We start from the raw sequence: 22,192 nt of genomic DNA on the forward strand, positions 1-22,192 counted from the left end.
GCATGCATGGTGCCGCCCTTGCCGCCGCTAGCGTTCCGGCGCTAGCTTCAAGGTATGGCGAAGACCAGGAAGGCCCAGCTGAACGTGCGGGTCGACGAGGGCACCGCCCGGGCCGCCCGGGAACGGGCCGTGGCGCGGGGGATGAGCGTCAACCGCTACATCGAAGAACTGGTCCGGCAGGACACCGGCGAGGCCGGCCGCACCTTCGTGGACGCGGCCGCCGACTTCATGCGGCAGTACGAGAAGGTGTTCGCCGAGGAGGTCGGCGAGGGACAGGTCCGCCGCTGAGCCGTCGCACGCCACCCGGATGAACGACCTCACGATCGATCTCGCCTGGCTGCTGATGCTGGCCGAACAGCGCACCCCCGGAGACCCCCAGGTCACCGACTGGGGAGCCCTCGTCGCGGCCGTCGCCCGCCACCGGGCCGAGATACTCGACACCCCCGTCTACGACGGTCCGCACGCCCGCGCGGCCGCCCTCCTCCAGCTGCTGATCCACGTACCCGCTCTGGAGCGCTCCAACGCCCTGTTCGCCTCGGCGGTCGCCTACGCCTACCTGGTCGCCAGCGGGGTCCGGATCGTCACCACGGCCGAGCAGGTGCGGGACCTGGCCCTGCTGGTCAAGAACGGCGACGCGTCGGTCGACGACATCGCGGACGAGCTGCGCCGGTGGAGCGCGTGACTACGCTCCGTCGCCGGGCGGGCGCCACGCCGTGCCGAGCACGCAGTACGAACTCGGCAGGGCCGGTCCGTTCTCCGGCATCCTCATCCGCCGGTAGGGGCCCAGCGTGAACCCGGCCTCCCGCAGCGCGGCGACCGGCTCCCGGGACAGGTGACAGCCTCCGCTCAGCGGGGGCCACAGCGTCCGGTCCAGTGCGCGCTGGGTGAAGCTCATCACCCGGCCGCCGTCCCGGCCGTGCTCGAAGAACCGCACTTCGCCGCCGGGCCGCAGCACCCGCCTCAGCTCACCCAGCGCTCGTGGCACGTCGCGGACACTGCACAGCACCAGCGACACCACGGCCGCGTCGAAGGCCTCGCTCTTGACCGGCAGCGCCTCCGCCGCGCCCGGTGCCACGTCCACCGGCACCTGGGCGCGCAGCGCCGCTTCCACTGCCCACTGCCGCAACACGCGCTCCGGTTCGATCGCGACCACCTCGGAGACGGTGCCCGGGTAGTGGGAGAAGTTCAGCCCGTTGCCCGCGCCGACCTCGATCACCCGCCCGGACAGGCCGTCGAGCAGCCGCTCGCGGACGCGGCCCATGCCCGTCCGGGTCTCGGCGCTCACACTGAACCGGGCGTAGCAGCGGGCGAACAGAGGATGGTGCACGGCGTCCCGCGGCACCGCGCGGGAACGGCCGGGGCGCACCGACATGGGACCTCCCTCACGAGGTGGTGCCTCACCGCGATTGTCCCCCGCACACACGCCTCGCACCCACCGCGCGGCGGCCGCTTTCCCGGCGCCCGGGTCGGCCCCGGCGCCGGGACCGACCCCGAAATCCGCCCCGGTTCAGGGCGCCTCACGCCTCCCGAACGCCTCCGCGTCCCAGGTGCCTTCCAGCCGCGGCGCGAGCCAGTGCGGTGCCGCCGAGCGGAAGGCGGGCGGCGGGAGGGCCGCCGCTCCGGCGGGGACGGCGCCGAGGAGCGGTGCACCGGCCACGTCGGGGAGGTCCGCGAGGTTGCAGCGCGCTGCGAGGTCCGGGGCTCCGGGCCAGCTGCCGATCACCACGCCCGGCAGCTCCAGGCCGCGGAAGCGCAGCTCACGCGCGGTCAGCTCGGTGGTGTTGAGGGCGCCCAGCCCGGCCGGAGCCACCAGCAGCACCGGCGCGCCCAGCAGAACGGCGACGTCCGCCAGGGTCCCGCCTTCCGCGTCGAAGCGGACGAGGAGCCCGCCCGCGCCCTCGACCAGCACCAGGTCGTGCTCGGTGGCCAGTTTCCCCGCGGCCTCCGCCACCTCGTGCGGGCGCACGGGCGCCCGGCCGGCCCGGCGCGCCGCCGTGGCCGGAGCCAGCGGCTCCGGGAAGCGGGCGACCTCCGCGGTCGTCACGGCGCCCGCGAGGCGCGCCACCTCCCGCGCGTCCCCGGGTTCGTCCGGTCCTACGCCCGTCTGTGCGGCCTTCAGCACGGCCACCGACCGGCCGGCCGCGAGCGCCGTCGCGGCGACGGCGGCCGTCACGACCGTCTTGCCGATCTCCGTGCCCGTTCCCGTGATCACCAGTACCGGCATGTCATCCCTCCCGTGCCGCCGCGCACACCGCGCGGGCGATCCGTGCCACGTCCGCGTCGCCCGTGACGTACGGCGGCATCGTGTAGATCAGGTCGCGGAACGGCCGCAGCCACACGCCCTCGCGCACCGCCGCGGCCGTCGCCGCCCGCATGTCGACGGCGTGGTCGAGCTGCACCACCCCGATCGCCCCGAGGACGCGTACGTCCGTCACGCCCGGCAGTCCGGCGGCCGGCGCCAGACCGTCGCGCAGCCCCGCCTCGATCCGCTTGACCTCCGCGAGCCAGTCCTGCCCGAGCAGCAGCCCGATCGACGCGCACGCCACGGCCGCCGCCAGCGGATTGCCCATGAACGTCGGTCCGTGGGCCAGCACCGGCACCTCGCCCCGCGAGATCCCGTCGGCCACCTCGGACGTGCACAGCGTGGCCGCCATCGTCAGATAGCCGCCGGTCAGGGCCTTGCCCACGCACATCACGTCCGGCGTCACCGCCGCGTGCTCCGCCGCGAACAGGGCGCCCGTACGCCCGAAACCGGTCGCGATCTCGTCGAACACCAGCAGCACGCCGTGCGCGTCGCACGCCTCCCGCAGCACCCGCAGATACGCGGGGGAGTGGAACCGCATCCCGCCCGCGCCCTGCACCACCGGCTCGACGATCACCGCGGCCAGGTCGTCGGCGTGCCGCTCGATCAGTGAGCGCAGACGGTCCGCGTACGTCTCCTCGAACTCTGCCGGCGGCGCGTCCGCGAAGACCTGGCGCGGCAGGACGCCCGTCCACAGTTCGTGCATCCCGCCCTCGGGGTCGCACACCGACATGGGCTGCCAGGTGTCGCCGTGGTAGCCACCGCGCCAGGTGAGCAGGCGGCGCTTGTCCGGGCGGCCCAGCGAGCGCCAGTACTGCAGGCACATCTTGACGGCGACCTCGACCGACACCGAACCGGAGTCCGCGAGGAAGACGTGCTCCAGCCCTTCCGGTGACACGTCGACAAGGAGTTTCGCCAGCCGCACGGCGGGCTCGTGGGTGAGCCCGCCGAACATCACGTGGCTCATCCGCTCCAGCTGCTCGCGCGCGGCCTCGTTGAGCACCGGGTGGTTGTACCCGTGAATCGCCGACCACCAGGACGACATGCCGTCGACCAGCTCGCCCGAGCCGTCGGCCGGCCGCAGCCGCACCCCGCTCGCCGACTCCACGACGAGCGGCTCCTGCCGACCTGGCATCGGGCCGTACGGATGCCACACGTGCCGCCGGTCGAGCGCCAGCAACTCGTCCACGGTCAGTCCGGGCTCAGGCATTGGGCGCGAGATCCGTTCCGGCTCCACGGCGGCGTACGGCGACCAGATCCGTACGGGGTTCGCCGGCCACCGCCGGTTCGGCGGACGCCGCGGAGCCGCAGTTCCCCTCAGCCGGGACTGAACCGCAGACGCTCCCGCCCTCGTGCGGCGACCCGCAGGCCCCGCTCTCCCCGTGCGACCCGCAGCCGCCGCCTTCCTTGTGCGACCCGCACCCGCCCCGGCCCGCGGCCCGGTGCTCCGGCAGCGTCACCTCCCCGGCGCCCTCCACCTCGAACCCGGCGTCCGCGATCATCTCCAGGTCGGCCCGGCCGGCCTGCCCCTCGCTGGTGAGGTAGTCGCCGAGGAAGATGGAGTTGGCCAGGTGCAGGGCCAGCGGCTGCATCGTGCGCAGGTGGACCTCGCGTCCGCCCGCGATGCGCACCTCGACGTCCGGGCAGACGAACCGCGTCATCGCCAGGATGCGCAGGCACCGCTGCGGGGTGAGGTGCCACTCCTTGGCGAGGGGCGTGCCCTCCATCGGGATCAGGAAGTTGACCGGCACCGAGTCGGGGTCCAGTTCGCGCAGCGAGAAGACCACGTCGACCAGGTCCTCGTCGCTCTCGCCCATGCCCGCGATCAGCCCGGAGCAGGCGGACAGCCCGGCGGCGTGCGCCTTGTTGACCGTGTCCACCCGATCGGCGTACGTGTGCGTGGTCGTGATGTCCCCGTACGTCGCCTCGGACGTGTTGAGGTTGTGGTTGTAGGCGTCGGCGCCGGCCTCGCGCAGCCGCTCCGCCTGGCCGTCGGAGAGCAGGCCCAGGCAGGCGCACACCTCGACGGCCTCGTGCTGCTCCTTGATGGCCTTGATGGTGTCCGAGACCCGGTCCACGTCCCGGTCGGTCGGGCCGCGCCCGCTGGCCACCAGGCACACCCGCTTGGCGCCTCCGGCCACGCCCGCCGCGGCGGCCTGCGAGGCCTGGTCGGGCTTGAGCCAGGTGTACTTCAGGATCTCGGCCTTGGAGCCGAGCCGCTGCGAGCAATAGGAGCAGTCCTCGGGACACAGGCCCGACTTGAGGTTGACGAGGTAGTTGAGCTTCACCCGTCGGCCGAACCAGTACCGGCGCACCTTGCCGGCCGCGGCCACCACATCGAGCAGGTCGTCGTCGGAAGTGGCGAGGACGGCAAGGGCCTCCTCGCGGGTCGGCGACTCGCGCCGAAACCCCTTGTCCACCAGCGTGTTCAGCAGGTCCATGAGAGCCGATCCTGTCCTAAGGGGCCGCCGGGGGCCAAGGAGAGTTTGCACAACACTGACAGATCACCGTGTGGGTATTGCCACACCTCGCGGGGGTGGCGGTACCGCTATCGTCTGTCCATTGCCTACAAAACCGCGGAGGACCTACCCATGGCGTTCGGCTGGATCGACGAGCAGGCCCGGGCGCGTCGCCGGGTGGGTCTCGTACGGACCCTGCGCCCCCGTCCGGCCGACTCGCCGCTGCTGGACCTGGCGAGCAACGACTACCTCGGACTGGCCCGGCACCCGGAGGTCACCGAAGGCGCGGCCCGGGCCGCGCGGAGCTGGGGCGCGGGCGCGACCGGCTCCCGGCTGGTGACCGGCACGACCGAGCTGCACGCCGAGCTCGAACGCGAACTGGCCGACTTCTGCGGCTTCGAGGCCGCGCTCGTCTTCTCCTCCGGCTACGCGGCCAACCTCGCCGCTGTCACCGCGCTGGCCCCGCACGGCTCCCTCGTCGTCTCCGACGCGGGCAACCACGCCTCGCTGATCGACGGCTGCCGGCTGGCGCGCGGAACGACCCAGGTCGTCGCGCACGCCGCCCCGGACGCCGTGCGCAAGGCGCTGGCGACGCACGACGGTGACGCCGTCGCCGTGTCCGACACGGTCTTCTCGGTCGACGGAGACGCGGCGCCGCTGGCCGAACTCGCCGGGGTGTGCCGGGAGTACGGGGCCGGGCTGGTCGTCGACGACGCCCACGGCCTCGGGGTACTCGGCGAGGGCGGGCGTGGGGCCGCGCAGGCGGTGGGTCTCGCGGGCGCCGACGACGTCGTGGTGACGGTGACGCTGTCCAAGTCGCTCGGCAGTCAGGGCGGTGCCGTGCTCGGTCCCGCCCGGGTGATCGACCACTTGGTGAACGCGGCCCGGACGTTCATCTTCGACACCGGACTGGCTCCCGCGGCGGCGGGCGGGGCGCTGGCGGCGCTCGGACTGCTGCGCCGCGAGCCCGAACGGGCGGCGCGGGCGCGGGCGGTGGCGGCGGAACTGTACGCCCGGCTGACCGTCATGGGGCTCCGCGCGGTACGACCGGACGCCGCTGTCGTCTCGGTGCGCGCCCCCTCCCCGGAGGGGGCCGTACGGTGGACGGCCGACTGCCGTGCGGCCGGCCTGGCCGTGGGTTGCTTCCGACCTCCTTCCGTGCCCGACGGCATCTCACGGCTCAGGCTGACCGCTCGTGCGGACCTCTCCGGGGAACAGATCGAACGTGCGGTACGGGTCATCGGCGAAACGCGACCATGAGTCGGCGTGACACGGCCGTGCGCCGCCCGATGCCCGGACGGGTCAGTCGCGGCGGACCGCGGCGGTGAACGACGCCCAGCTCCCGGGGGAGAAGAGCAGCGCGGGTCCGGCCGGGGCCTTGGAGTCGCGCACGGCGAGCAGTCCGGCCCAGGGGCCGGACGACGGCCGGGCCGTCTCCACACAGTTGTTCGCTCCGGTGCTGTAGCTGCTGCGCAACCACCGCACACCGGGCAGCTCGGTACTGACGGGGACGCTCCGCACACGTGCCGTCGCGGAGCCTGACGTGGTGCCTGACATGGTGCCTCCTTACGCGCCTGCCGCGGTCGCGGCGATGAAGTCCAACGAGTCCTCGGGCGAAAGGGCATGGAATAGAAGGGCGTTGAAGGCCTCGGTGTAGGCCTCTAGGTCTTCTTTCCGTTCGAGGTGCAGGCTACTCGTCAAGTGGTCGAGAACAACCACGTCGAGATCAGAAGTGTTCGAAAATGAAAAGATTACGAAAGGGCCGGTGACACCGATGTGCGCCCCGGCGGCGAACGGCAGTACCCGGAGCCGGACATGGGGCAGGCGCGCGGCCTCGACCAGTCGGTCCAGCTGGCGGGCCATGACCTCCGGGCCGCCCACCTCACGGCGCAGCACCGCCTCGTCCAGAACCGCGCTCAGTTCCAGGGGCGGCTCGGCCCGCAGCACGTCCTGCCGGGCCAGCCGGACCTCCACCAAGGTGTCGAGCCGCTCCTCGGGCAGTCCGTCCACCGCGGCGCGCGTCACCGCGCGGGCGTACTCCGGCGTCTGCAACAGACCGGGAACCACCGTGGTCTCCAGTGTGCGCATCGCGCTCGCCTGGGACTCCAGACTGATGAAGTCGCGGTAGGTCGGCGGGAGCACCCCGCGATAGGCGTGCCACCAGTGGTTGCGGCCGCCCGGATCCTCGGTGCCGGCCAGCATCACCAGCAACTCCCGCAACTGGGCATCGTCCACTCCGTAGGCGTCCAGCAGCGAGCGCACGTCGGCGGGTTTCGCCCCGCTCGTGCCGGTCTCGATCCGGCTGACCTTCGACTGGTGCCAGCCCACCAGCCGGGCCGCCTCGCCGCTGGTGATCCCCGCCGACGTCCGCAGGGCGCGCAGTTCGGCGCCCAGCTTCCGGCGGCGCACCACGGGACCGTGCTGCATGGACCACTCCTTACTCCTTATGAGCCGCCCGAATACGCTCTGCCGTCGCAGAGTTCACCGCTTCGAGCGACAGATATATGCACATCTTGGTGGATCGCCGCCCACCAGCGCCCCTGTGATGGCACTCTGGCGGCGAAGCACCAGTCCGGGACCGTACTCGAACCATCCGCTCCGTGTCGGACTGCGGTCCCGTGGGAAAGGGACGACGTCGCCATGGCAGACCATCTGGAAGCATCCGTCACTCTGCCGAGCGATCCGGCCTCGGTGGCCGCCGCGCGGACCTACGTGGTCGGCACGCTGGAGGAGTGGGGCCTGCCGGCGGAGGCGGAGGTGTCCGAGACCGTCCGGCTCATCGTCTCCGAGCTGGCCACCAACGCGGTCCAGCACACCTCCGGACAGTCTCCCACCTTCACGGTGGACCTCGTGCTCGACCGCGACGAGTGGTTGCGCATCGGCGTCACCGACAGCCATCCGCGTTTCCCCAAACGCCTGCCGGCCGCCGTCCAGCAGGACAACGGCCGGGGCTTGGTGATCATTCGCTGGCTGACGGCGGAGTGCGGCGGCAAGGTGAGAGTGCGCCCCACGCGCGAGGGGGGCAAGACCGTCTCCATCGAACTTCCCTGGACGCCGCCGGAACGTCCGGTGACTCCCGAACCGGCCGCGGCCGTGGGGCGGAGCGCGGGACGTCAGGAGCCCCGGCGGTGACCGCGGGCACGGGCGCGCGCGTACCCGGCACCGGGGAGGACGACGGCGCATCAGGACGCCGTCGCCTACCCGGCACCCGGGGAAGACGACGGCGCATCAGGACACCGTCGCCCTTCCCGGGCGGGTCACTTGACCCGGCCGTACCAGACGTTGCCGGTCCAGATCTTCTGCAGGCGCACCACGTCCCCGGTCTTCGGGGCGTGCCAGATCTTTCCCTTCCCGGCGTAGATGCCGACGTGGTAGACACTGCGGCCCGAGTGAAAGAAGACCAGGTCACCGGCCTTGCGGTTCTTGGCCGAAATGTGCCGGGTCTTGTTGTACTGCTGGGCCGCGGTGCGCGGCAGCTTCTTGCCGGCCTTGTTGAACGAGTACAGCGTCAGCCCGGAGCAGTCGAACCTGCGTGGTCCGGTGGCGCCCCATTTGTAGGGTGAGCCCTTCTTGGAGGCCGCGATCTGGAGCGCCTTCGTCGCATGGCTCGCGGCGGCCGCCTCGGAGGCGACACCCGGAACCACGACGGAGCCGCCCACTGCGGCGAGGGTGAGAGCGGAGGCCGTACCGGCACGGACCATCAGCGACGGGACTCGATTGAGCGCAGACATGCGCAACCCTTCGTCAGCCGCCTGTGAAGGATGACCTGTCGGATTCGGGCTGGCGAAGTTGCCCGGCCGCACGGGTGCGGCTTCACCCCAAGGGCTGCTCGGCCCGGCGCCTGCCTCACGGAGGCGACCGTTCCGGCGACCCGTCGTGCTCGGGTCCTCCACTCCTGCCGATCCACTCCTGTCGACCGGTCGTCCGGGCGGCGGCAGGACTCGGCGTCCGCCCGGACCGCCCCGCCGCTGCGACGGGGGCTTGTCGTCAGTCACGGATCTTGTCCCGCCCGGTGGCAAATTCCCAACGGGACGTGCCCTTTGTGTTGTTACTCACCACTCACCCGTTCGGGTGGACGGCTCTCTGTTCGAGCCCCCGTCGGTTGCGGTGACGATGCCGGGACCAGCGGCGGAGTGAGTCATTCCGGCTTCTGGGTGCGCGGGTCGCGCAACCCCGGGCAGCCGGAAATCGGACGTGTTCCTACGCCGAAAGGGGGTACGCCGTTTGGTCCGTTTCGGCGCCGCGTCCCTCAACCGCCCGGACCCGGCGGGAGGCTGACCCGCGCCGTGCGCCGCTCGCCGTCCAGCACGCGCAGTGCCCGGGCGAGCGTGGTGGCGTGCAGTTCCGTCTCGCCCCTGTGGTGCATCAGCGCCAGTGCATCGCGCAGGGCGCTCGCCCTGCCGACCAGTGCCTGGGCGGCGCGCAGTCCACGGTACGTGTCGCCGTCCAGTGCCGGGTTGATGCGTCCGAGCAAGTCGACGACCTCCAGGTAACGGTCGATCAGTTCGGCCTCGGCGCGGGTCAGGGCGGGCAGCGGAGGCGGGTCGTCGGGCAGCATCGGCGGTTCACCTCGCGCCGGGCGTGACGGGCGCGACCCCGCGGCCGGGCACGATCAGGTCCACCAGGCCGTACTCCAGGGCCTGTCGCGCGTCCAGGAACGTGTCCCGCTCGATGTCCGCGCTCACCTGCTCCGGGGTGCGGCCGGTGTGCCGAAGGAGGATGTCCTCCAGGAGGCCGCGGACGCGGGTCAACTCGTGCGCCTGGATGGCCAGATCACTGGCCTGCCCCTGAACGGGTCCGGTCAGGGCCGGCTGGCGGATCACCATCCGCGCGCCCGGCAGCGCGGCGCGCTTGCCAGGGGCGCCCGCGGCCAGCAGTACCGCGGCCGACGCCCCGGCCTGTCCCAGGCAGGTCGTCACCACGTCGCAGGTGATGTAGCGCATGGTGTCGTAGATCGCCGTCATGGCGGTGAAGGAGCCGCCCGGCGAGTTGATGTACAGCGCGATGTCGCGGTCCGGGGCCTGGTGCTCCAGGTACATGAACTGCGCCATCACGGCGTTCGCGGACGTCTCGTCGATCGGTGTCCCGAGGAGGACGATTCGCTCCTCCAGCAGTTTCGAGTACGGGTCCAGCGTCCGCTGCCCGGCACCGGTGCGCTCGGTGAACTCGGGCAGGACGTGGCGGGCGGACGGCCGGGTCATGACGAACCCCTCCTCGTAGCAGGCGTGACGGACGCGTTCCGGCTGCGCTGTTTCTGTAAAAAATGTACAGGACGTACGTTGCGTGGGAGGTGCGCGCGTCGGACATTCGCCGGCACCAGGAGCGGGGCCCTCAGGCCGGCGGCGGGCGGCGTCCGCCGCCGCTCGGTGGCGCGGCCGGTGGTCGGGGCCCGAGCCGTAAGCTGGGTACATGGCCTACGAGATTCCGGTGACGCAAGCCAGGGCTGAGCTCGCCGACCTGATCAACCGGGTGGTGTACGGCGGTGAGCGGGTCGTCGTGACCCGACACGGCAAGCCTCTCGTCGCCCTGGTCTCCGCCGCCGACCTCGAGCGACTGGAGGCCCCGCAGGAGCCGGCCGGGGATCAGGCGGCCACCTCCGTCTCGCGCGTCGGCGACACCGCCGTCTCCGCGCCTCGGGAGGGCCACCGCTTCGGCATCGCGGCGGAACACCGGGGGCCGAACCCGTCCTAGTACTCCAGTGCGGTTTCGTGATCTATTCAGCGGGTTCGCCGGCGGTTCGTCGTCGGTAGTGACTGCGTCGGGCTGTTGCCTGGTGGCGATCAGGACACCGTCGTCGGCGCCGAGGTGTTCGGCGGCGTAGGCACGCACCTCGTCGCGGACCGTATCGGCGTCCCAGCGGGCGTGGCGCAGCAGGCGCTGCATCGGCCCGGGCCGGGCGAGGCCGGCCTGTTCGGCCAGCCGCCAGCAGTTCTTCCGTTCCACGTTCGACAGCAGCCCGAGCAGGTAGGAGCGAGCCGCGGCCCGGGGCTCAACTCGCCTGCCCGAACCGTCCCGCGATCCGGGTCATAACCTGGTCGAACATCGCCCGCCAGCGGGCAGGGTCTACGCTATGGCCCGCGGCCACCGCACGATCTTCAGGAGTCCAGACACCCCCGATGATCACGCAGGTGGCCATACCGGTTCTCGGCCGGGCCACCGCGAGATCGCGAAGTCAGAACGGAAGGCGTCCGTACAGACGCTCGGGTGTGCGAGACCGGTCCAGCGCCGTCAGCCGAGGACGTCGAGCAACTCGCGCTCGCGCTGTGCGCTGAGGCCTGCGCGCCGTTCCCGGTCCAGCCCCTGCTCGCGTTCCCAGCGCAGCGTGTCGGCCAGCATCTCCGCCCGGGGCCGATGACGCAGCCCCGCGGCGCGCGCCGCGGACCCGTCCCGGGCCGACCACCCTTCCCAGCCCGGCTCGACCAGCCACATCGCCAGCGATTCGGACCCCATGTACTGGGCCACGCCGTTGACGAGCAGCCACGCCGATTCGGCGGTGACCACCGGGCCGGTGTGCCCGCCGGCTGCGCGGGACAGTTCGATCCACTCTTCGAACGAAACGATCGGGCCGACGGCGTTGTATGTGCCGGTGGTCCCCGTCTCCGCGGCGTCGAGCAGCCAGGAGGTGAGGTCCCGAACGTCGACCACCTGGGTGGGCATGGCCGGTGTGTCGGGGATCAGCATCGGCCCTCGCGGATCGCGTGCGGCGCGGGCGACCCAGTAGCCGGAGCGCCCGCTGTGATCGCCCGGGCCGCCGATGAGTCCGGCTCGTGCGATGAGGAGGCGGTCGCCCACAGCGGCCGTCGACGCCTGCTCGCAGGCGACCTTCGCCTCGCCGTACAACTCGCGGTCGGCCTCGCTCCGATCGGTCGGGGCGAGCAGGGCCGCGGCCTCGTCCGCCCCCGGCGTGGCGTGGGAGGCGTAGGCGTTGCCGGACGAGACGTACACCCAGTGCCCGGCCTTGCTGCCCAGCACGTCGAGCGCTCCACGAACGAAGCCCGGCTGCCATGACACCTCGACGACCGCATCCCATACGCGGTCGAGCAAGGGCTCGTACGCCGACGGATTGCGCCGGTCGGCGGCGACCAGTGTCGCTCCGTCCGCGACTTCTCCGCTCTCGCCACGCGCGAGGCAGGTCACCCGATGACCGCGTTCGATCGCCTGCCGCGACAGCTCCCGAGCCACCCATGCCGTTCCGCCCAGAACCAGGATCTCCATACCGACACAAGCACCGGGATCACCGCGCGGCCGGGCGGATTCGCTGACAGCAGATGGTCAGCCGTCAGATCGATCTCAACTCTCTGGCAATGGTGGCCACTTGGTGACGCATATCCTTGGAAGGTGTGGACGTTCCCCCGCTGCAAGTAGCGGTAGCAGGCCCGCGCTGGGACGCCAGTTCCCCGCCGAAGCTGAACCTGGGTTGTACCGCCCCTTCATAGGGCCGCGTCGACGTCGATGTCCCGGTGCTCTGGGGTGCCGCCGTCCTCCCGGACTACCCGCGACCGCGCGTCCAGCGCGATGCCGTTCGAACCGCGCATCCTCATGGGCGAACGTGTCGTCGTTGCCCAGACTAAGACTGCCGTTCGGTGAGTTGAAGTCGATGTCAGCGCGAGATCCAGTGTCTTCGCCGACCGACGCCACCGGACCACCGCATGCCTCAGCCACTACCAACGTCGACTCGCCGAGGCATCCAAGAACCCGATCACGAAGTGACACTGGAGTACTAGACGCAATGCCGGTGACTTAGACGGCTGTGCCTCTTCGTCTGCTGTGTGGCGCGGGTCGGGCAGGTCAGGGCGCCTGCGGATGAGCGGTTGTCGGACCGGATCGCGATCGGGGTGCTGACGCAGGTGCTTTCCGCCTCATTTGGTCGATGAGGTGATCGCCGAGACCGGCCGGACCGAGCAGCGCAGCCGTCTGCTGCCGGCGCGGGTGGTGGTCTACTTCGTTCTCGCGATGTGCCTGTTCTTCGGGCAGGGATACGAGGAGGTCGCCCGGCTGCTGGGCGAGGGGCTGGGTGATGGGCGGCGGACGTGGCGGGTGCCGACGACCGCCGCGATCGGGCGGGCACGCCGGCGTCTGGGCACAGAACCGTTGAGGGCGTTGTTCGCCCGGGTCCGCCGGCCGGTGGCCGTGCCCGAGACGGCGGGTGCCTGGTACCGGCGCTGGCGTCTGGTCGCGGTGGACGGCACGACCTTGGACGTGGCGGACACGGCGGCCAACGAGGAGTTCTTCGGCCCCCATGCCTCAACGCGCGGAGCAGCCGCGTTTTCCGCAGGCACGGCTGGTCGCGCTGGCGGAATGCGGCACCCACGCGGTGTTCGGGGCCGTCATCGGTCCGCAGTCGGCGAGCGAGCAGAAACTCTCCCGGCAGCTGTTCCCCCAGCTTCAGGCAGGGATGCTCCTGCTCGCCGACCGGGGCTTTCACGGATTCGAGTTGTGGCAGGCCGCCCGGGACAGCGGCGCGGACCTGCTGTGGCGCGTGCGCAAGAGCGCGGTCCTGCCTGTCACCCAGGTCCTCGGCGATGGCTCCTACCTCAGCACGGTCCATGCCGAAAAGGACCGCAGGAGCCGCCGCAACCCGGTGGTGGTCCGGGTGATCGAGTACACCCTCACCCGCACCGGCGACGCCACCGTCTACCGCCTGCTGACCAGCCTGCTCGAGCCGGAGGAAGCACCCGCGCGGGAGCTGGCCGCGCTCTACGCCCAGCGGTGGGAGATCGAGACCACGCTGGACGAGATCAAGACCCACCAACGCGGCCCGAAGCTCATCCTGCGCTCGAAATACCCGTGGGGTGTGGAGCAGGAGATCTACGGCTTCCTCCTGGTGCACCACGCCGTCCGGCAGTTGATGCACCAGAGCGCCCTGCGCGGAGGTCTGGACCCCGACCGCCTGTCCTTCACCCGGTCCCTGCGGATCGTGCGCCGCCAGGTCCCGGCCCAGGCGGCGTTTTCCCCCGGCCGACTCGCCCGGGCACTGGCCCGCACCCTGGCTGAGATCGCCGAACGCCTCCTGCCCTAGACGTTGTGGACCGCTCGCCGGTGCGGGCCGACGAGGCCGGTGCGTGCGTCGACGGGCCGTGACCCCGGCCCGGAGGCCGAGCGTCACGGCGCATGTGTCGGGCTCAGGCGACCGGGGCCGGAGCCGGTGCCCCGTCCGGTGCCGGTGCGTCACCGCGCGTGCGGCGCCGCAGGGCCCCGCCCACCACGACCGCACCCAGGCCGAGCACCGCCCACCAGGTGAGCGTCAGCGCGGGGCCGGTGGCGGCGGCACCGTCGAAGAACGACACCGAGCGCAGCAGTGAGGCGCCCGCGCCCGGCGGCAGCCACTGGCCGATCGCCCCGGCCGGCCGCGGCAGGAGCTCCGGCGCCGAGGAGGCTCCCGAGAAGGGGTTGCCCAGCAGCATCATCACCGCTCCGCCCAGCGCGAGACCCGCGCGGCCCAGCAGCGCCGCCAGCCCGGCGGTGCCCGCGCCCACGGCCAGGACCGAAAGTCCGAGCACGCCGGCCACGGTCCACCGGTCCCCGGTGACCGCCCCCAGCCAGCTGTGCGCGATCGCCGCCGCGACCAGGCCGGTCAGCGCGGCGGCGCCGACCAGGGCGACGGCCGCGCGGACGCCGCGCAGGCCCAGCAGGGTCACCACCGCGCCCGTCGCGATCCCGGCCAGGGCCAGCGGCAGCACGCTCGCGCTCAGGGCCGCGCCGCGCGGATCCGCGCCGGGTGCTGGCACCACGTCGACGACCTGGACCGTGGCCCCCGCGGCGGACGCCTGCCCGGTCACCGTCTGCCGCAGCAGCTGTGCGACGGTGGGGCTCGCCGCGGAGGCCGTGAGGAGCTTCGGGTCCTCGCCGCCGGCCACCACCGCGCCGTAGACGGCCCGGTCCTCGACGGCGTCGCGGGCCGCGGCTTCGTCGGCGTAGCGGTGGATCTCGAAGGCGCCCTCGCGCTGGGTGAGCCGCTGTTCCACTTGGGCGACCGCGGCGGGCGGACCCGCCACCCCGAGCGGCAGATCGCGGGGTGCGGTACGGGAGGCCGGCCACGCGAAGGCCCACAGGGCCAACGCCACCAGGACCGGAACCAAGACGATCACACCGATCACGCGACGAGTGTCCATGAGGACTCCTGAAAGAGAAGGATTGTTCGTTTTTCCTACGTCACCACCGTGTGACCGCCCGCGGCACTTGTCAAGAAGGAACGTTCGTTTTAGGTTGGGTGCCATGGCCCGCGTATCCCAGGAACACCTCGACGCCCGCCGCCGGCAGATCCTCGACGGCGCCGCGCTCTGCTTCGCCCGCAACGGCTTTCACGCCACGTCGATGCAGGACGTGTTGAAAGAGGTCGACCTCTCGGCGGGAGCCGTCTACCGCTACTTCAGCAGCAAGGAAGAGCTGATCGAGGCCATCGTCGCCGAGGTCCTGGGCGCCATCCGGGACGTGTACGAGCGTGCGGCGCAGGAGGACCCGCCGGCCATGCCCGACGAACTCATCGCCCGCACGCTGGCGCACATGGCGCGGGAGCGGCCGGCGTTGACGGACGACGGCCAGTGGCTGTTCCCGCGCCTCATGATCCAGGCCTGGACCGAGACGCTGCGCAACGAGACGCTCTCCGCCCTGCTGGACGAGGGCTTCGCCAAGGTGCTGGCCTCCTGGGCCAAGGTAGTCGCCCGCTACCAGGAGGCGGGCATGATGCGCGACGACGTCGACCCGGACGCCGTGGCCCGGACGCTGATGGCGACGGTGCAGGGCTTCGGGGCCCAGTACGCGCTGTTCGGCAGCTTCTCCCCGGAGGCGCTCCAGGAGGGCGTTCGAGGGCTGTTGAGCATGCGGGAGGCCGTCGACGGCACCGGTAATCAGTCGGTCAAGAAAGGGTGACGTGACGGAAACACTCCAACCCTACTCTTCACCCCGATCCACCTGCGGTTTCGGAACACCGGTGTGCGCGGTGCGGCGCATTCGTGTGTGTTACACCTAGAGCCGTCGCGGTGGACGCGGCAGCCGGACGCCCGGTCCTGGCGTCATGCCCTGTGAGGTGGTAAATGCAACTGACCCCGCACGAGCAGGAAAGACTGCTCATCCATGTGGCCGCGGACGTGGCCGAGAAGCGCCGCGCTCGCGGTGTGAAGCTCAACCATCCCGAGGTGGTCGCCCTGATCACCTCGCACATCCTCGAAGGTGCCCGGGACGGCCGCACGGTCGGTGAACTCATGGCCTCCGGGCGCAAGCTGATCCAGCGCGACGAGGTCATGGAGGGGATCCCCGAGATGATCCACGACGTGCAGGTCGAGGCCACCTTCCCCGACGGCACCAAGTTGGTCACCGTCCACGACCCGATCATCTGACGGGGACGGCAGCCATGATCCCCGGAGAGATCCTGTTCGCCGAAGGGTCGGTCGCCTTCAACGAGGGACGCCCGAGCGTCCGCCTGACCGTGCTCAACACCGCCGACCGGCCCGTCCAGGTCGGCTCCCACTACCACTTCGCCGAGGCCAACCCCGGTCTCGACTTCGACCGCGGCGCGGCCCGCGGCAGGCGGCTGAACATCGCCGCCGGCACCGCCGTCCGGTTCGAGCCGGGCATCCCGGTCGACGTGGAACTCGTCCTCCTCGCGGGCGCCCGCGTCGTCGTGGGTCTGCGCGGCGAGACCGGAGGTGCCCTCGATGCCTGAACTGTCCCGTACCGCCTACGCCGACCTGTTCGGCCCGACCACCGGCGACCGCGTCCGCCTCGCCGACACCGACCTCCTCGTCGAGATCGAGGAGGACCGCTCGGGCGGCCCCGGCCGCTCCGGCGACGAAGCCGTCTTCGGTGGCGGCAAGGTGCTGCGCGAGTCCATGGGCCAGTCCCGTGCCACCCGCGCCGACGGAGCCCCCGACACCGTTGTCACCGGCGCCGTGATCATTGACCACTGGGGCGTCGTCAAGGCCGACATCGGCATCCGCGACGGCCGCATCACCGGCATCGGCAAGTCCGGCAACCCGGATACCATGGACGGTGTCCACCCCGCCCTCGTCATCGGTCCCGAGACGGAGGTCATCGGGGGCAACGGCAAAGTCATCACCGCGGGCGGCATCGACACCCACGTCCACTTCATCTCGCCGGTCGCCGTCGACGAGGCGCTCGCCTCTGGCGTCACCACCCTCATCGGCGGCGGCACGGGTCCCGCCGAGGGCAGCAAGGCGACGACCGTCACGCCCGGCTCCTGGCACCTCGCGCGGATGTTCGCCGCCCTGGAGGCCAGCCCCGTCAACATCGGCTTCCTGGGCAAGGGCAGCACGATGTCCAAGGAGTCCATGCGCGACCAACTGCGCGCCGGCATCCTTGGCTTCAAGATCCACGAGGATTGGGGTGCGACGCCCGCGGTGATCTCCGCCTGCCTGGACGTGTGCGAGGAGTCCGGCGTCCAGCTCGCCGTCCACACCGACACCCTGAACGAGGCAGGCTTCGTCGGCGACACCTTCGACGCCGTCGCCGGCCGCACCCTGCACGCCTTCCACGTCGAGGGCGCCGGCGGCGGCCACGCACCTGACATGATCACGGCCGTGTCGCTGCCCAACATGCTGCCGGCGTCCACCAATCCGACCCGGCCACACACCGTCAACACCGTCGAGGAGCACCTCGACATGCTGATGGTCTGCCACCACCTGAACCCGGCGGTCCCCGAGGACCTCGCCTTCGCCGAGTCCCGCATCCGGCCCAGCACCATCGCGGCCGAGGACATCCTCCACGACATGGGGGCGATCTCCATCATGTCGTCGGACGCCCAGGCCATGGGCCGCATAGGCGAGGTGATCCTGCGCACCTGGCAGACGGCGCACGTGATGAAGCGGCGCCGCGGACTCCTGCCCGGTGACCTGCGGGCCGACAACCTGCGCGCACGTCGATATGTCGCGAAGTACACCATCAACCCCGCCGTCGCCCAGGGTATCGAGCACGAGGTCGGCTCCGTGGAGACCGGCAAGCTGGCCGACCTGGTGCTGTGGGACCCGAAGTTCTTCGGCGTGAAGCCGCAACTGGTCCTCAAGGGCGGACAGATCGCGTACGCGCAGGTGGGTGATGCCAACGCCTCCATCCCGACCCCGCAGCCGGTCCTGCCGCGCCCCATGTTCGGCGCCCTGGGCAGTGCTCCGGCCGCCAACTCGGTGGCCTTCGTGGCCCAGGCGGCCATCGAGGACGGGCTGCCGGAACGCCTGGGCACCGGACGGCAGTTGGTGCCCATCCGGTCGACCCGGGGCCGTACCAAGGCGGACATGCGGGAGAACGACGCCCTGCCGCGCGTCGAGGTCGCCGCGGACTCCTTCGCGGTGACCATCGACGGCGAGCTCGCCGAGCCCGCGCCCGTCGTCGAACTGCCGCTCGCGCAGCGGTACTTCCTGTTCTGAGCGGCGTCGTGAGCCGCGCAGCACTGCTCGTCCTCGCGGACGGCCGCTTCCCCGCCGGAGGGCACGCCCACTCCGGCGGGGCGGAGGCCGCCGTCCGGGCGGGACACATCACCGACGCCGCGAGTTTGGAGGAGTTCTGCCGGGGACGGCTGCACACGAGCGGGGCCGTCGCGGCTTCGCTCGCGGCGGCCGCGGCCCTGGGCGTCGACCCCGGTGAACTCGACCTCGCCGCGGACGCCCGTACGCCCTCGCCCGCCCTGCGGGTGGCGGCGCGCAGACTCGGCCGGCAACTCGTGCGGGCGGCCCGGGCGACCTGGCCGCATCGCGAACTCGACGCGTTGGCAGGGAGGTTCCCGAAGGGCGCCCACCAGCCGGTCGTCATGGGGCTGACCGCCCGCGCGGCCGGGCTCGGGCCGCTGGACGCGGCGTACTGCTCCGCCTACGAGGGGGTGAGCGGGCCGGCCACGGCCGTCGTGCGGCTGCTCTCGCTCGATCCGTTCGACGCGACCGGCGTGCTCGCGCGGCTCGCGCCGGATTTGGACCGGGTGGCGCGGGACGCCGTGGAGGCGGGGCGGGCGGCCGTGACCGAGGGGGTCGACGTGCTGCCCGCCCGGTCCGCGCCGTTGCTGGAGATCGGGGCGGAAGCGCATGCCGCCTGGGCTGTGCGGTTGTTCGCTTCGTAGAGGCGTCGTCCGCCCCGCCGCCCCTTCCCGTTCCCGAACCCAGGGCTCTGCCCCCCAGCCCCCGTCAGGGGCTCCGCCCCTGGACCCCCCTTCGGCCTGAACGGCCTCGTCCTCGAATGCCGGACGGGCTGAGAGGACCGACCCGAGCTTTGACAGGAGCTGTTTCGTGCATCTTGGTGATCACCACAACACCCCCGCCGTCTCCGCCGACGCCCACCGGCCCGACGGGACCCGCCGGGCCCTGCGGATCGGGCTCGGCGGGCCCGTCGGGTCGGGCAAGACCGCGACCGTCGCCGCGCTCTGCCGAGCGCTGCGTGAGGAGCTGTCCCTCGCCGTCGTCACCAACGACATCTACACCCGCGAGGACGCCGAGTTCCTGCTCCGCGAGGCGGTACTGCCGCCGGAGCGGATCAGCGCCGTGGAGACGGGTGCCTGCCCGCACACCGCGATCCGGGACGACATTTCCGCCAACCTCGAAGCGATCGAGGACCTGGAGGAGGAGGTCGGGCCGCTGGACCTCGTCCTGGTGGAGTCCGGGGGCGACAACCTCACCGCCACCTTCTCCAAGGGCCTCGTCGACGCCCAGATCTTCGTGATCGACGTGGCGGGCGGCGACGACATCCCACGCAAGGGCGGGCCCGGCGTCAGCACCGCCGACCTGCTGATCGTCAACAAGACCGACCTCGCCCCGTACGTCGGCTCGGACCTCGCGCGGATGGCGGCCGACGCGAAGGCGCAGCGCGGTGAACTGCCCGTGGTGCTGCAGTCGCTGCGGAGTGAGGAAGGAGTGCGGGACGTGGCCGACTGGGTGCGCGCCCGGATCGCCGCGTGGACCGCGTGACCACCCCGGCCGGCGCACGGGCCAGCGCGCGCATCCTCGCCCGCGGTGACGGGCGGGGCGGCACAGCCCTGCCCGTGCTGGAGGGCGAGGGCCCGCTCGCGGTGCGGCGGACCCGGGGGAGTGGTAGCGAGGCCCACGTCATGCTCGTCGGCGCGATGAGCGGGCCGCTGGGCGGCGACCACTTCACGGTGGCCGCCGAGGCGGCCGAGGGCGCCCGGCTGCGGGTCGGCTCGGCCGCCGCCACGCTCGCCCTGCCGGGCCAGGACAAGGCCGGGGCCCGCTACGACGTGCGGCTCACCGTCGGAGACGACGCGGAACTGCGCTGGCTTCCGGAGCAGTTGATCTCCGCGTACGGCAGCGACCTCTCCGTCGCCACCCGCGTCGACCTCGCCGCCACGGGGCGGCTGCTGCTGCGCGAGGAACAGGTGCTCGGGCGGTCCGGTGAGCCACCCGGTCGGCTCAGCAGCCGTCTGACCGTACGAGTCGCCGGCCGGTGCGTCCTCGACCAGGAGCTGGCCTGCGGGTCCGGCGCACCGGGTGGCTGGGACGGCCCCGCCGGGCTGGCGGGACACCGTGCCGTGGGCCAGCTGGTCGTCGTACGGCCGGAGCTCGCGGCCGAGCCGCCGCGGGCGAGCGCCTTCGCGGAGGGCGCGGCCGTGCTGCCGCTCGCGGGGCCCGCCGTGCTGGTGACGGCCGTGGCGCCGGACGGGTTGCGGCTCAGGCGGCTGCTGGAGGCGGGGCTGGCCACGCTGGGCTGAGGCCCGCCGACCGAACGCTCATATCCGTTTATCGGATTGGCAAAGAAGTAGTACTGCCTCTGTCCTCAGGGAAGGCACAGCCGCGAAGATCCCCGTACTTGTCGCGAACACGTACGGGGAGGGCCACTTGAGGAAGAGCAGACCGGGACGGAGGACGGCGGCGCTCGGCACGGTCGGCGCGCTCGTCACCGCCACGCTGATAGCGGGCACCGTCACGGCGCCCGCCGCGAGCGCCGCTCCGTCGACCGGCCAGGGACACGCCAAGGGTGGGGACCGGGAGGCCAGGGGAGCCGCCATCGCCGCGGCCCGCGCCGCGAAGGCCGGCGTCGACTGGCTGGACTGCCCCGCCGACTGGAACCTGCCCAAGCCCATCCAGTGCGGCTACGTCACGGTGCCGCTCGACTACGCCGAGCCGTTCGGCAAGCAGATCGAGATCGCCGTGGACCGCATCGGCAACACCGGCACGCAGGCCGAGCGCCAGGGCGCGCTCCTCTACAACCCCGGCGGCCCCGGCGGCTCCGGCCTGCGCTTCCCGGCCCGCGTGACGAGCAGGAGCGCCGTATGGGCGAAGTCGGCGAAGGCGTACGACTTCGTCGGCTTCGACCCGCGCGGCGTCGGCAAGTCCACGCCCATCTCCTGCGTCGACCCGCAGGAGTTCGTCAGGGCGCCCAAGATGGACCCCGTGCCCGACTCCGAGGCCGACAAGCGCGCCCAGCGCAAGCTGGCCCGCGAGTACGCCGAGGGCTGCCACGAGCGCAGCGGCTGGATGCTGCCGCACATGACGACGCCGAACACCGCGCGCGACCTCGACGTCATCCGTGCCGCCCTCGGTGAGAAGAAGCTCAACTACCTCGGCGTCTCCTACGGCACCTACCTCGGCGCGGTCTACGGCACCCTCTTCCCGGACCACGTGCGCCGGATGGTCGTCGACAGCGTCGTCAACCCGTCCCGCGGGAAGATCTGGTACCAGGCCAACCTGGACCAGGACGTCGCCTTCGAGCAGCGCTGGAAGGACTGGCAGGACTGGGTCGCGAAGAACGACGCGACCTTCCACCTCGGCGACACCCGCGCCGAGGTCCAGGAGCAGTGGCTGAAGCTGCGCGCCACCGCCAAGAAGGAGCCCCTCGGCGGGGTCGTCGGCCCGGCGGAGCTGATCTCCTTCTTCCAGAGCGCCCCGTACTACGACTCGGCGTGGGTGCCGGTCGCGACGGTCTTCAGCAAGTACGTCGCCGGTGACACCCAGGCCCTCGTCGACGCCGCCGCCCCCGACCTCACCGACACCGCGGGCAACGCCTCCGCGGAGAACGGCAACGCCGTCTACACCGCCGTCGAGTGCGCCGACGCCAAGTGGCCCACGAACTGGCGCAAATGGGACCGGGACAACACCCGGCTGCACCGCGATCGCCCGTTCATGACCTGGGCCAACGCCTGGATGAACCTGCCGTGCGCCACCTGGCCGGTCAAGCAGCACAACCCGGTGGACGTCAAGACCGGCAAGGGCCTTCCCCCGGTGCTGATCGTCCAGTCCGAGCGGGACGCGGCCACCCCGTACGCAGGCGCCGTCGAACTGCACCAGCGGTTCGAGGGATCGCGTCTGATCACCGAACGGGACGCCGGTTCGCACGGTGTGACCGGCCTGGTCAACCCGTGCGTCAACGACCGGGTCGACACCTACCTGCTCACCGGGAAGGTGGACGCCAGGGACGTGACCTGCGCTCCGCACGCCACGCCCAAACCGTAACGTCCGCGAGAGGCACCACGAGGGGAGGGGCG

General features: G+C 71.9%; 24 protein-coding genes and 2 pseudogenes. 14 read left to right on the forward strand and 12 right to left on the reverse strand.

Annotation, left to right across the window (positions count from 1 at the left end; translation table 11 throughout):
* Positions 1-54 precede the first annotated feature (54 nt).
* Positions 55-288 (forward strand): toxin-antitoxin system HicB family antitoxin, encoded by a 234-nt coding sequence (locus IE142_RS15335; protein ID WP_191886283.1) that lies wholly within the window; start codon positions 55-57, stop codon positions 286-288.
* A 19-nt stretch (positions 289-307) separates the two neighbouring features.
* The gene (locus IE142_RS15340) at positions 308-682 is read left to right on the forward strand and encodes a fic family toxin-antitoxin system, toxin component (protein WP_191886284.1); all 375 of its coding nucleotides are present in this window, start codon (positions 308-310) and stop codon (positions 680-682) included.
* Here IE142_RS15340 and IE142_RS15345 read toward each other — a convergent pair whose 3' ends face one another.
* The 4 genes from IE142_RS15345 to bioB all read right to left on the reverse strand — a co-directional run bounded on the left by IE142_RS15345 (position 683) and on the right by bioB (position 4,743).
* The gene (locus IE142_RS15345) at positions 683-1,372 is read right to left on the reverse strand and encodes a class I SAM-dependent methyltransferase (protein ID WP_191886285.1); all 690 of its coding nucleotides are present in this window, start codon (positions 1,370-1,372) and stop codon (positions 683-685) included.
* A 135-nt stretch (positions 1,373-1,507) separates the two neighbouring features.
* Complete coding sequence (gene bioD / locus IE142_RS15350; protein WP_191886286.1) at positions 1,508-2,224, reverse strand: dethiobiotin synthase; 717 nt, start codon at positions 2,222-2,224, stop codon at positions 1,508-1,510.
* A 1-nt stretch (position 2,225) separates the two neighbouring features.
* Positions 2,226-3,512, reverse strand: coding sequence for an adenosylmethionine--8-amino-7-oxononanoate transaminase (locus IE142_RS15355; RefSeq protein WP_191886287.1), 1,287 nt, complete (start codon positions 3,510-3,512; stop codon positions 2,226-2,228).
* On the reverse strand, positions 3,505-4,743 hold the full coding sequence (gene bioB / locus IE142_RS15360; protein ID WP_191886288.1) for a biotin synthase BioB: 1,239 nt from the start codon (positions 4,741-4,743) through the stop codon (positions 3,505-3,507). The genes IE142_RS15355 and bioB overlap by 8 nt, the downstream gene beginning before the upstream one ends.
* Positions 4,744-4,893: 150 nt before the next feature.
* On the opposite strand from bioB, the gene IE142_RS15365 reads away from it, so the two are divergent.
* Positions 4,894-6,021, forward strand: coding sequence for an 8-amino-7-oxononanoate synthase (locus tag IE142_RS15365; protein WP_191886289.1), 1,128 nt, complete (start codon positions 4,894-4,896; stop codon positions 6,019-6,021).
* Positions 6,022-6,063: 42 nt separating this feature from the next.
* Here IE142_RS15365 and IE142_RS15370 read toward each other — a convergent pair whose 3' ends face one another.
* Both IE142_RS15370 and IE142_RS15375 read right to left on the reverse strand, forming a co-directional pair.
* Positions 6,064-6,318, reverse strand: a complete 255-nt coding sequence (locus IE142_RS15370; protein WP_191886290.1) for a DUF397 domain-containing protein — start codon at positions 6,316-6,318, stop codon at positions 6,064-6,066.
* A 9-nt stretch (positions 6,319-6,327) separates the two neighbouring features.
* On the reverse strand, positions 6,328-7,188 hold the full coding sequence (locus tag IE142_RS15375) for a helix-turn-helix domain-containing protein (RefSeq protein WP_191886291.1): 861 nt from the start codon (positions 7,186-7,188) through the stop codon (positions 6,328-6,330).
* Between the two features lie 213 nt (positions 7,189-7,401).
* Between IE142_RS15375 and IE142_RS15380 the strand changes: the two genes are divergently transcribed.
* On the forward strand, positions 7,402-7,893 hold the full coding sequence (locus IE142_RS15380; protein ID WP_191886292.1) for an ATP-binding protein: 492 nt from the start codon (positions 7,402-7,404) through the stop codon (positions 7,891-7,893).
* 125 nt (positions 7,894-8,018) lie between these two features.
* Here the strand turns inward: IE142_RS15380 and IE142_RS15385 are convergent, their stop codons facing one another.
* The 3 genes from IE142_RS15385 to IE142_RS15395 all read right to left on the reverse strand — a co-directional run bounded on the left by IE142_RS15385 (position 8,019) and on the right by IE142_RS15395 (position 9,962).
* Positions 8,019-8,492, reverse strand: a complete 474-nt coding sequence (locus IE142_RS15385; protein ID WP_191886293.1) for a C40 family peptidase — start codon at positions 8,490-8,492, stop codon at positions 8,019-8,021.
* A 518-nt stretch (positions 8,493-9,010) separates the two neighbouring features.
* Positions 9,011-9,319, reverse strand: coding sequence for a hypothetical protein (locus tag IE142_RS15390; RefSeq protein ID WP_191886294.1), 309 nt, complete (start codon positions 9,317-9,319; stop codon positions 9,011-9,013).
* A gap of 7 nt (positions 9,320-9,326) precedes the next feature.
* A complete protein-coding gene (locus IE142_RS15395) occupies positions 9,327-9,962 on the reverse strand; it encodes an ATP-dependent Clp protease proteolytic subunit (RefSeq protein WP_191886295.1) in 636 nt (211 codons plus the stop codon).
* A 208-nt stretch (positions 9,963-10,170) separates the two neighbouring features.
* Here IE142_RS15395 and IE142_RS15400 point away from each other — a divergent pair, with 208 nt between their 5' ends.
* Positions 10,171-10,452, forward strand: coding sequence for a type II toxin-antitoxin system Phd/YefM family antitoxin (locus tag IE142_RS15400; protein ID WP_191886296.1), 282 nt, complete (start codon positions 10,171-10,173; stop codon positions 10,450-10,452).
* Positions 10,453-10,539: 87 nt separating this feature from the next.
* Here IE142_RS15400 and IE142_RS38750 read toward each other — a convergent pair.
* Together IE142_RS38750 and IE142_RS15405 are read right to left on the reverse strand one after the other, a co-directional pair.
* Positions 10,540-10,789: pseudogene (locus IE142_RS38750) on the reverse strand (transposase); the annotation flags it as partial.
* Positions 10,790-10,989: 200 nt separating this feature from the next.
* Positions 10,990-11,976, reverse strand: coding sequence for an NAD-dependent epimerase/dehydratase family protein (locus IE142_RS15405; protein WP_191886297.1), 987 nt, complete (start codon positions 11,974-11,976; stop codon positions 10,990-10,992).
* A 554-nt stretch (positions 11,977-12,530) separates the two neighbouring features.
* Here IE142_RS15405 and IE142_RS15410 point away from each other — a divergent pair.
* A pseudogene (locus IE142_RS15410) lies at positions 12,531-13,780 on the forward strand (IS4 family transposase).
* 103 nt (positions 13,781-13,883) lie between these two features.
* On the opposite strand, the gene IE142_RS15415 reads toward IE142_RS15410, so the two are convergent.
* Positions 13,884-14,873 carry an ABC transporter permease gene (locus IE142_RS15415; protein ID WP_191886298.1) on the reverse strand — a complete coding sequence of 330 codons (990 nt, stop codon included), beginning with the start codon at positions 14,871-14,873 and terminating at the stop codon, positions 13,884-13,886.
* A gap of 103 nt (positions 14,874-14,976) precedes the next feature.
* Between IE142_RS15415 and IE142_RS15420 the strand changes: the two genes are divergently transcribed.
* The 8 genes from IE142_RS15420 (at position 14,977) to IE142_RS15455 (ending at position 22,160) form a co-directional block, all read left to right on the forward strand.
* Complete coding sequence (locus IE142_RS15420; RefSeq protein ID WP_191886299.1) at positions 14,977-15,630, forward strand: TetR/AcrR family transcriptional regulator; 654 nt, start codon at positions 14,977-14,979, stop codon at positions 15,628-15,630.
* A 164-nt stretch (positions 15,631-15,794) separates the two neighbouring features.
* Positions 15,795-16,097, forward strand: a complete 303-nt coding sequence (locus IE142_RS15425) for an urease subunit gamma (RefSeq protein ID WP_100048517.1) — start codon at positions 15,795-15,797, stop codon at positions 16,095-16,097.
* Between the two features lie 14 nt (positions 16,098-16,111).
* Positions 16,112-16,423 carry an urease subunit beta gene (locus tag IE142_RS15430; RefSeq protein ID WP_191886300.1) on the forward strand — a complete coding sequence of 104 codons (312 nt, stop codon included), beginning with the start codon at positions 16,112-16,114 and terminating at the stop codon, positions 16,421-16,423.
* Positions 16,416-18,137 (forward strand): urease subunit alpha, encoded by a 1,722-nt coding sequence (locus IE142_RS15435; protein ID WP_191886301.1) that lies wholly within the window; start codon positions 16,416-16,418, stop codon positions 18,135-18,137. The genes IE142_RS15430 and IE142_RS15435 overlap by 8 nt, the downstream gene beginning before the upstream one ends.
* Before the next feature lie 8 nt (positions 18,138-18,145).
* Entirely contained in the window at positions 18,146-18,820 is a 675-nt protein-coding gene (locus tag IE142_RS15440) for an urease accessory protein UreF (protein ID WP_191886302.1), read from the forward strand.
* Positions 18,821-18,986: 166 nt separating this feature from the next.
* On the forward strand, positions 18,987-19,661 hold the full coding sequence (ureG, locus tag IE142_RS15445; RefSeq protein WP_191886303.1) for an urease accessory protein UreG: 675 nt from the start codon (positions 18,987-18,989) through the stop codon (positions 19,659-19,661).
* Positions 19,649-20,419, forward strand: coding sequence for an urease accessory protein UreD (locus tag IE142_RS15450; protein WP_191886304.1), 771 nt, complete (start codon positions 19,649-19,651; stop codon positions 20,417-20,419). The genes ureG and IE142_RS15450 overlap by 13 nt, the downstream gene beginning before the upstream one ends.
* 127 nt (positions 20,420-20,546) lie before the next feature.
* Complete coding sequence (locus IE142_RS15455) at positions 20,547-22,160, forward strand: alpha/beta hydrolase (RefSeq protein WP_191886305.1); 1,614 nt, start codon at positions 20,547-20,549, stop codon at positions 22,158-22,160.
* Positions 22,161-22,192 lie beyond the last annotated feature (32 nt).

This window comes from Streptomyces mutabilis (genome assembly GCF_014649815.1).
Classification (GTDB): Bacteria; Actinomycetota; Actinomycetes; order Streptomycetales; family Streptomycetaceae; genus Streptomyces; species Streptomyces mutabilis.

Bases quoted from the DNA above. Each gene is read 5' to 3' on its own strand.
- IE142_RS15335 (WP_191886283.1), top strand. From the start codon at position 55: ATGGCGAAGACCAGGAAGGCCCAGCTGAACGTGCGGGTCGACGAGGGC.
- IE142_RS15340 (WP_191886284.1), top strand. From the start codon at position 308: ATGAACGACCTCACGATCGATCTCGCCTGGCTGCTGATGCTGGCCGAA.
- IE142_RS15345 (WP_191886285.1), bottom strand. From the start codon at position 1,372: ATGTCGGTGCGCCCCGGCCGTTCCCGCGCGGTGCCGCGGGACGCCGTG.
- bioD (WP_191886286.1), bottom strand. From the start codon at position 2,224: ATGCCGGTACTGGTGATCACGGGAACGGGCACGGAGATCGGCAAGACG.
- IE142_RS15355 (WP_191886287.1), bottom strand. From the start codon at position 3,512: ATGCCTGAGCCCGGACTGACCGTGGACGAGTTGCTGGCGCTCGACCGG.
- bioB (WP_191886288.1), bottom strand. From the start codon at position 4,743: ATGGACCTGCTGAACACGCTGGTGGACAAGGGGTTTCGGCGCGAGTCG.
- IE142_RS15365 (WP_191886289.1), top strand. From the start codon at position 4,894: ATGGCGTTCGGCTGGATCGACGAGCAGGCCCGGGCGCGTCGCCGGGTG.
- IE142_RS15370 (WP_191886290.1), bottom strand. From the start codon at position 6,318: ATGTCAGGCACCACGTCAGGCTCCGCGACGGCACGTGTGCGGAGCGTC.
- IE142_RS15375 (WP_191886291.1), bottom strand. From the start codon at position 7,188: ATGCAGCACGGTCCCGTGGTGCGCCGCCGGAAGCTGGGCGCCGAACTG.
- IE142_RS15380 (WP_191886292.1), top strand. From the start codon at position 7,402: ATGGCAGACCATCTGGAAGCATCCGTCACTCTGCCGAGCGATCCGGCC.
- IE142_RS15385 (WP_191886293.1), bottom strand. From the start codon at position 8,492: ATGTCTGCGCTCAATCGAGTCCCGTCGCTGATGGTCCGTGCCGGTACG.
- IE142_RS15390 (WP_191886294.1), bottom strand. From the start codon at position 9,319: ATGCTGCCCGACGACCCGCCTCCGCTGCCCGCCCTGACCCGCGCCGAG.
- IE142_RS15395 (WP_191886295.1), bottom strand. From the start codon at position 9,962: ATGACCCGGCCGTCCGCCCGCCACGTCCTGCCCGAGTTCACCGAGCGC.
- IE142_RS15400 (WP_191886296.1), top strand. From the start codon at position 10,171: ATGGCCTACGAGATTCCGGTGACGCAAGCCAGGGCTGAGCTCGCCGAC.
- IE142_RS15405 (WP_191886297.1), bottom strand. From the start codon at position 11,976: ATGGAGATCCTGGTTCTGGGCGGAACGGCATGGGTGGCTCGGGAGCTG.
- IE142_RS15415 (WP_191886298.1), bottom strand. From the start codon at position 14,873: ATGGACACTCGTCGCGTGATCGGTGTGATCGTCTTGGTTCCGGTCCTG.
- IE142_RS15420 (WP_191886299.1), top strand. From the start codon at position 14,977: ATGGCCCGCGTATCCCAGGAACACCTCGACGCCCGCCGCCGGCAGATC.
- IE142_RS15425 (WP_100048517.1), top strand. From the start codon at position 15,795: ATGCAACTGACCCCGCACGAGCAGGAAAGACTGCTCATCCATGTGGCC.
- IE142_RS15430 (WP_191886300.1), top strand. From the start codon at position 16,112: ATGATCCCCGGAGAGATCCTGTTCGCCGAAGGGTCGGTCGCCTTCAAC.
- IE142_RS15435 (WP_191886301.1), top strand. From the start codon at position 16,416: ATGCCTGAACTGTCCCGTACCGCCTACGCCGACCTGTTCGGCCCGACC.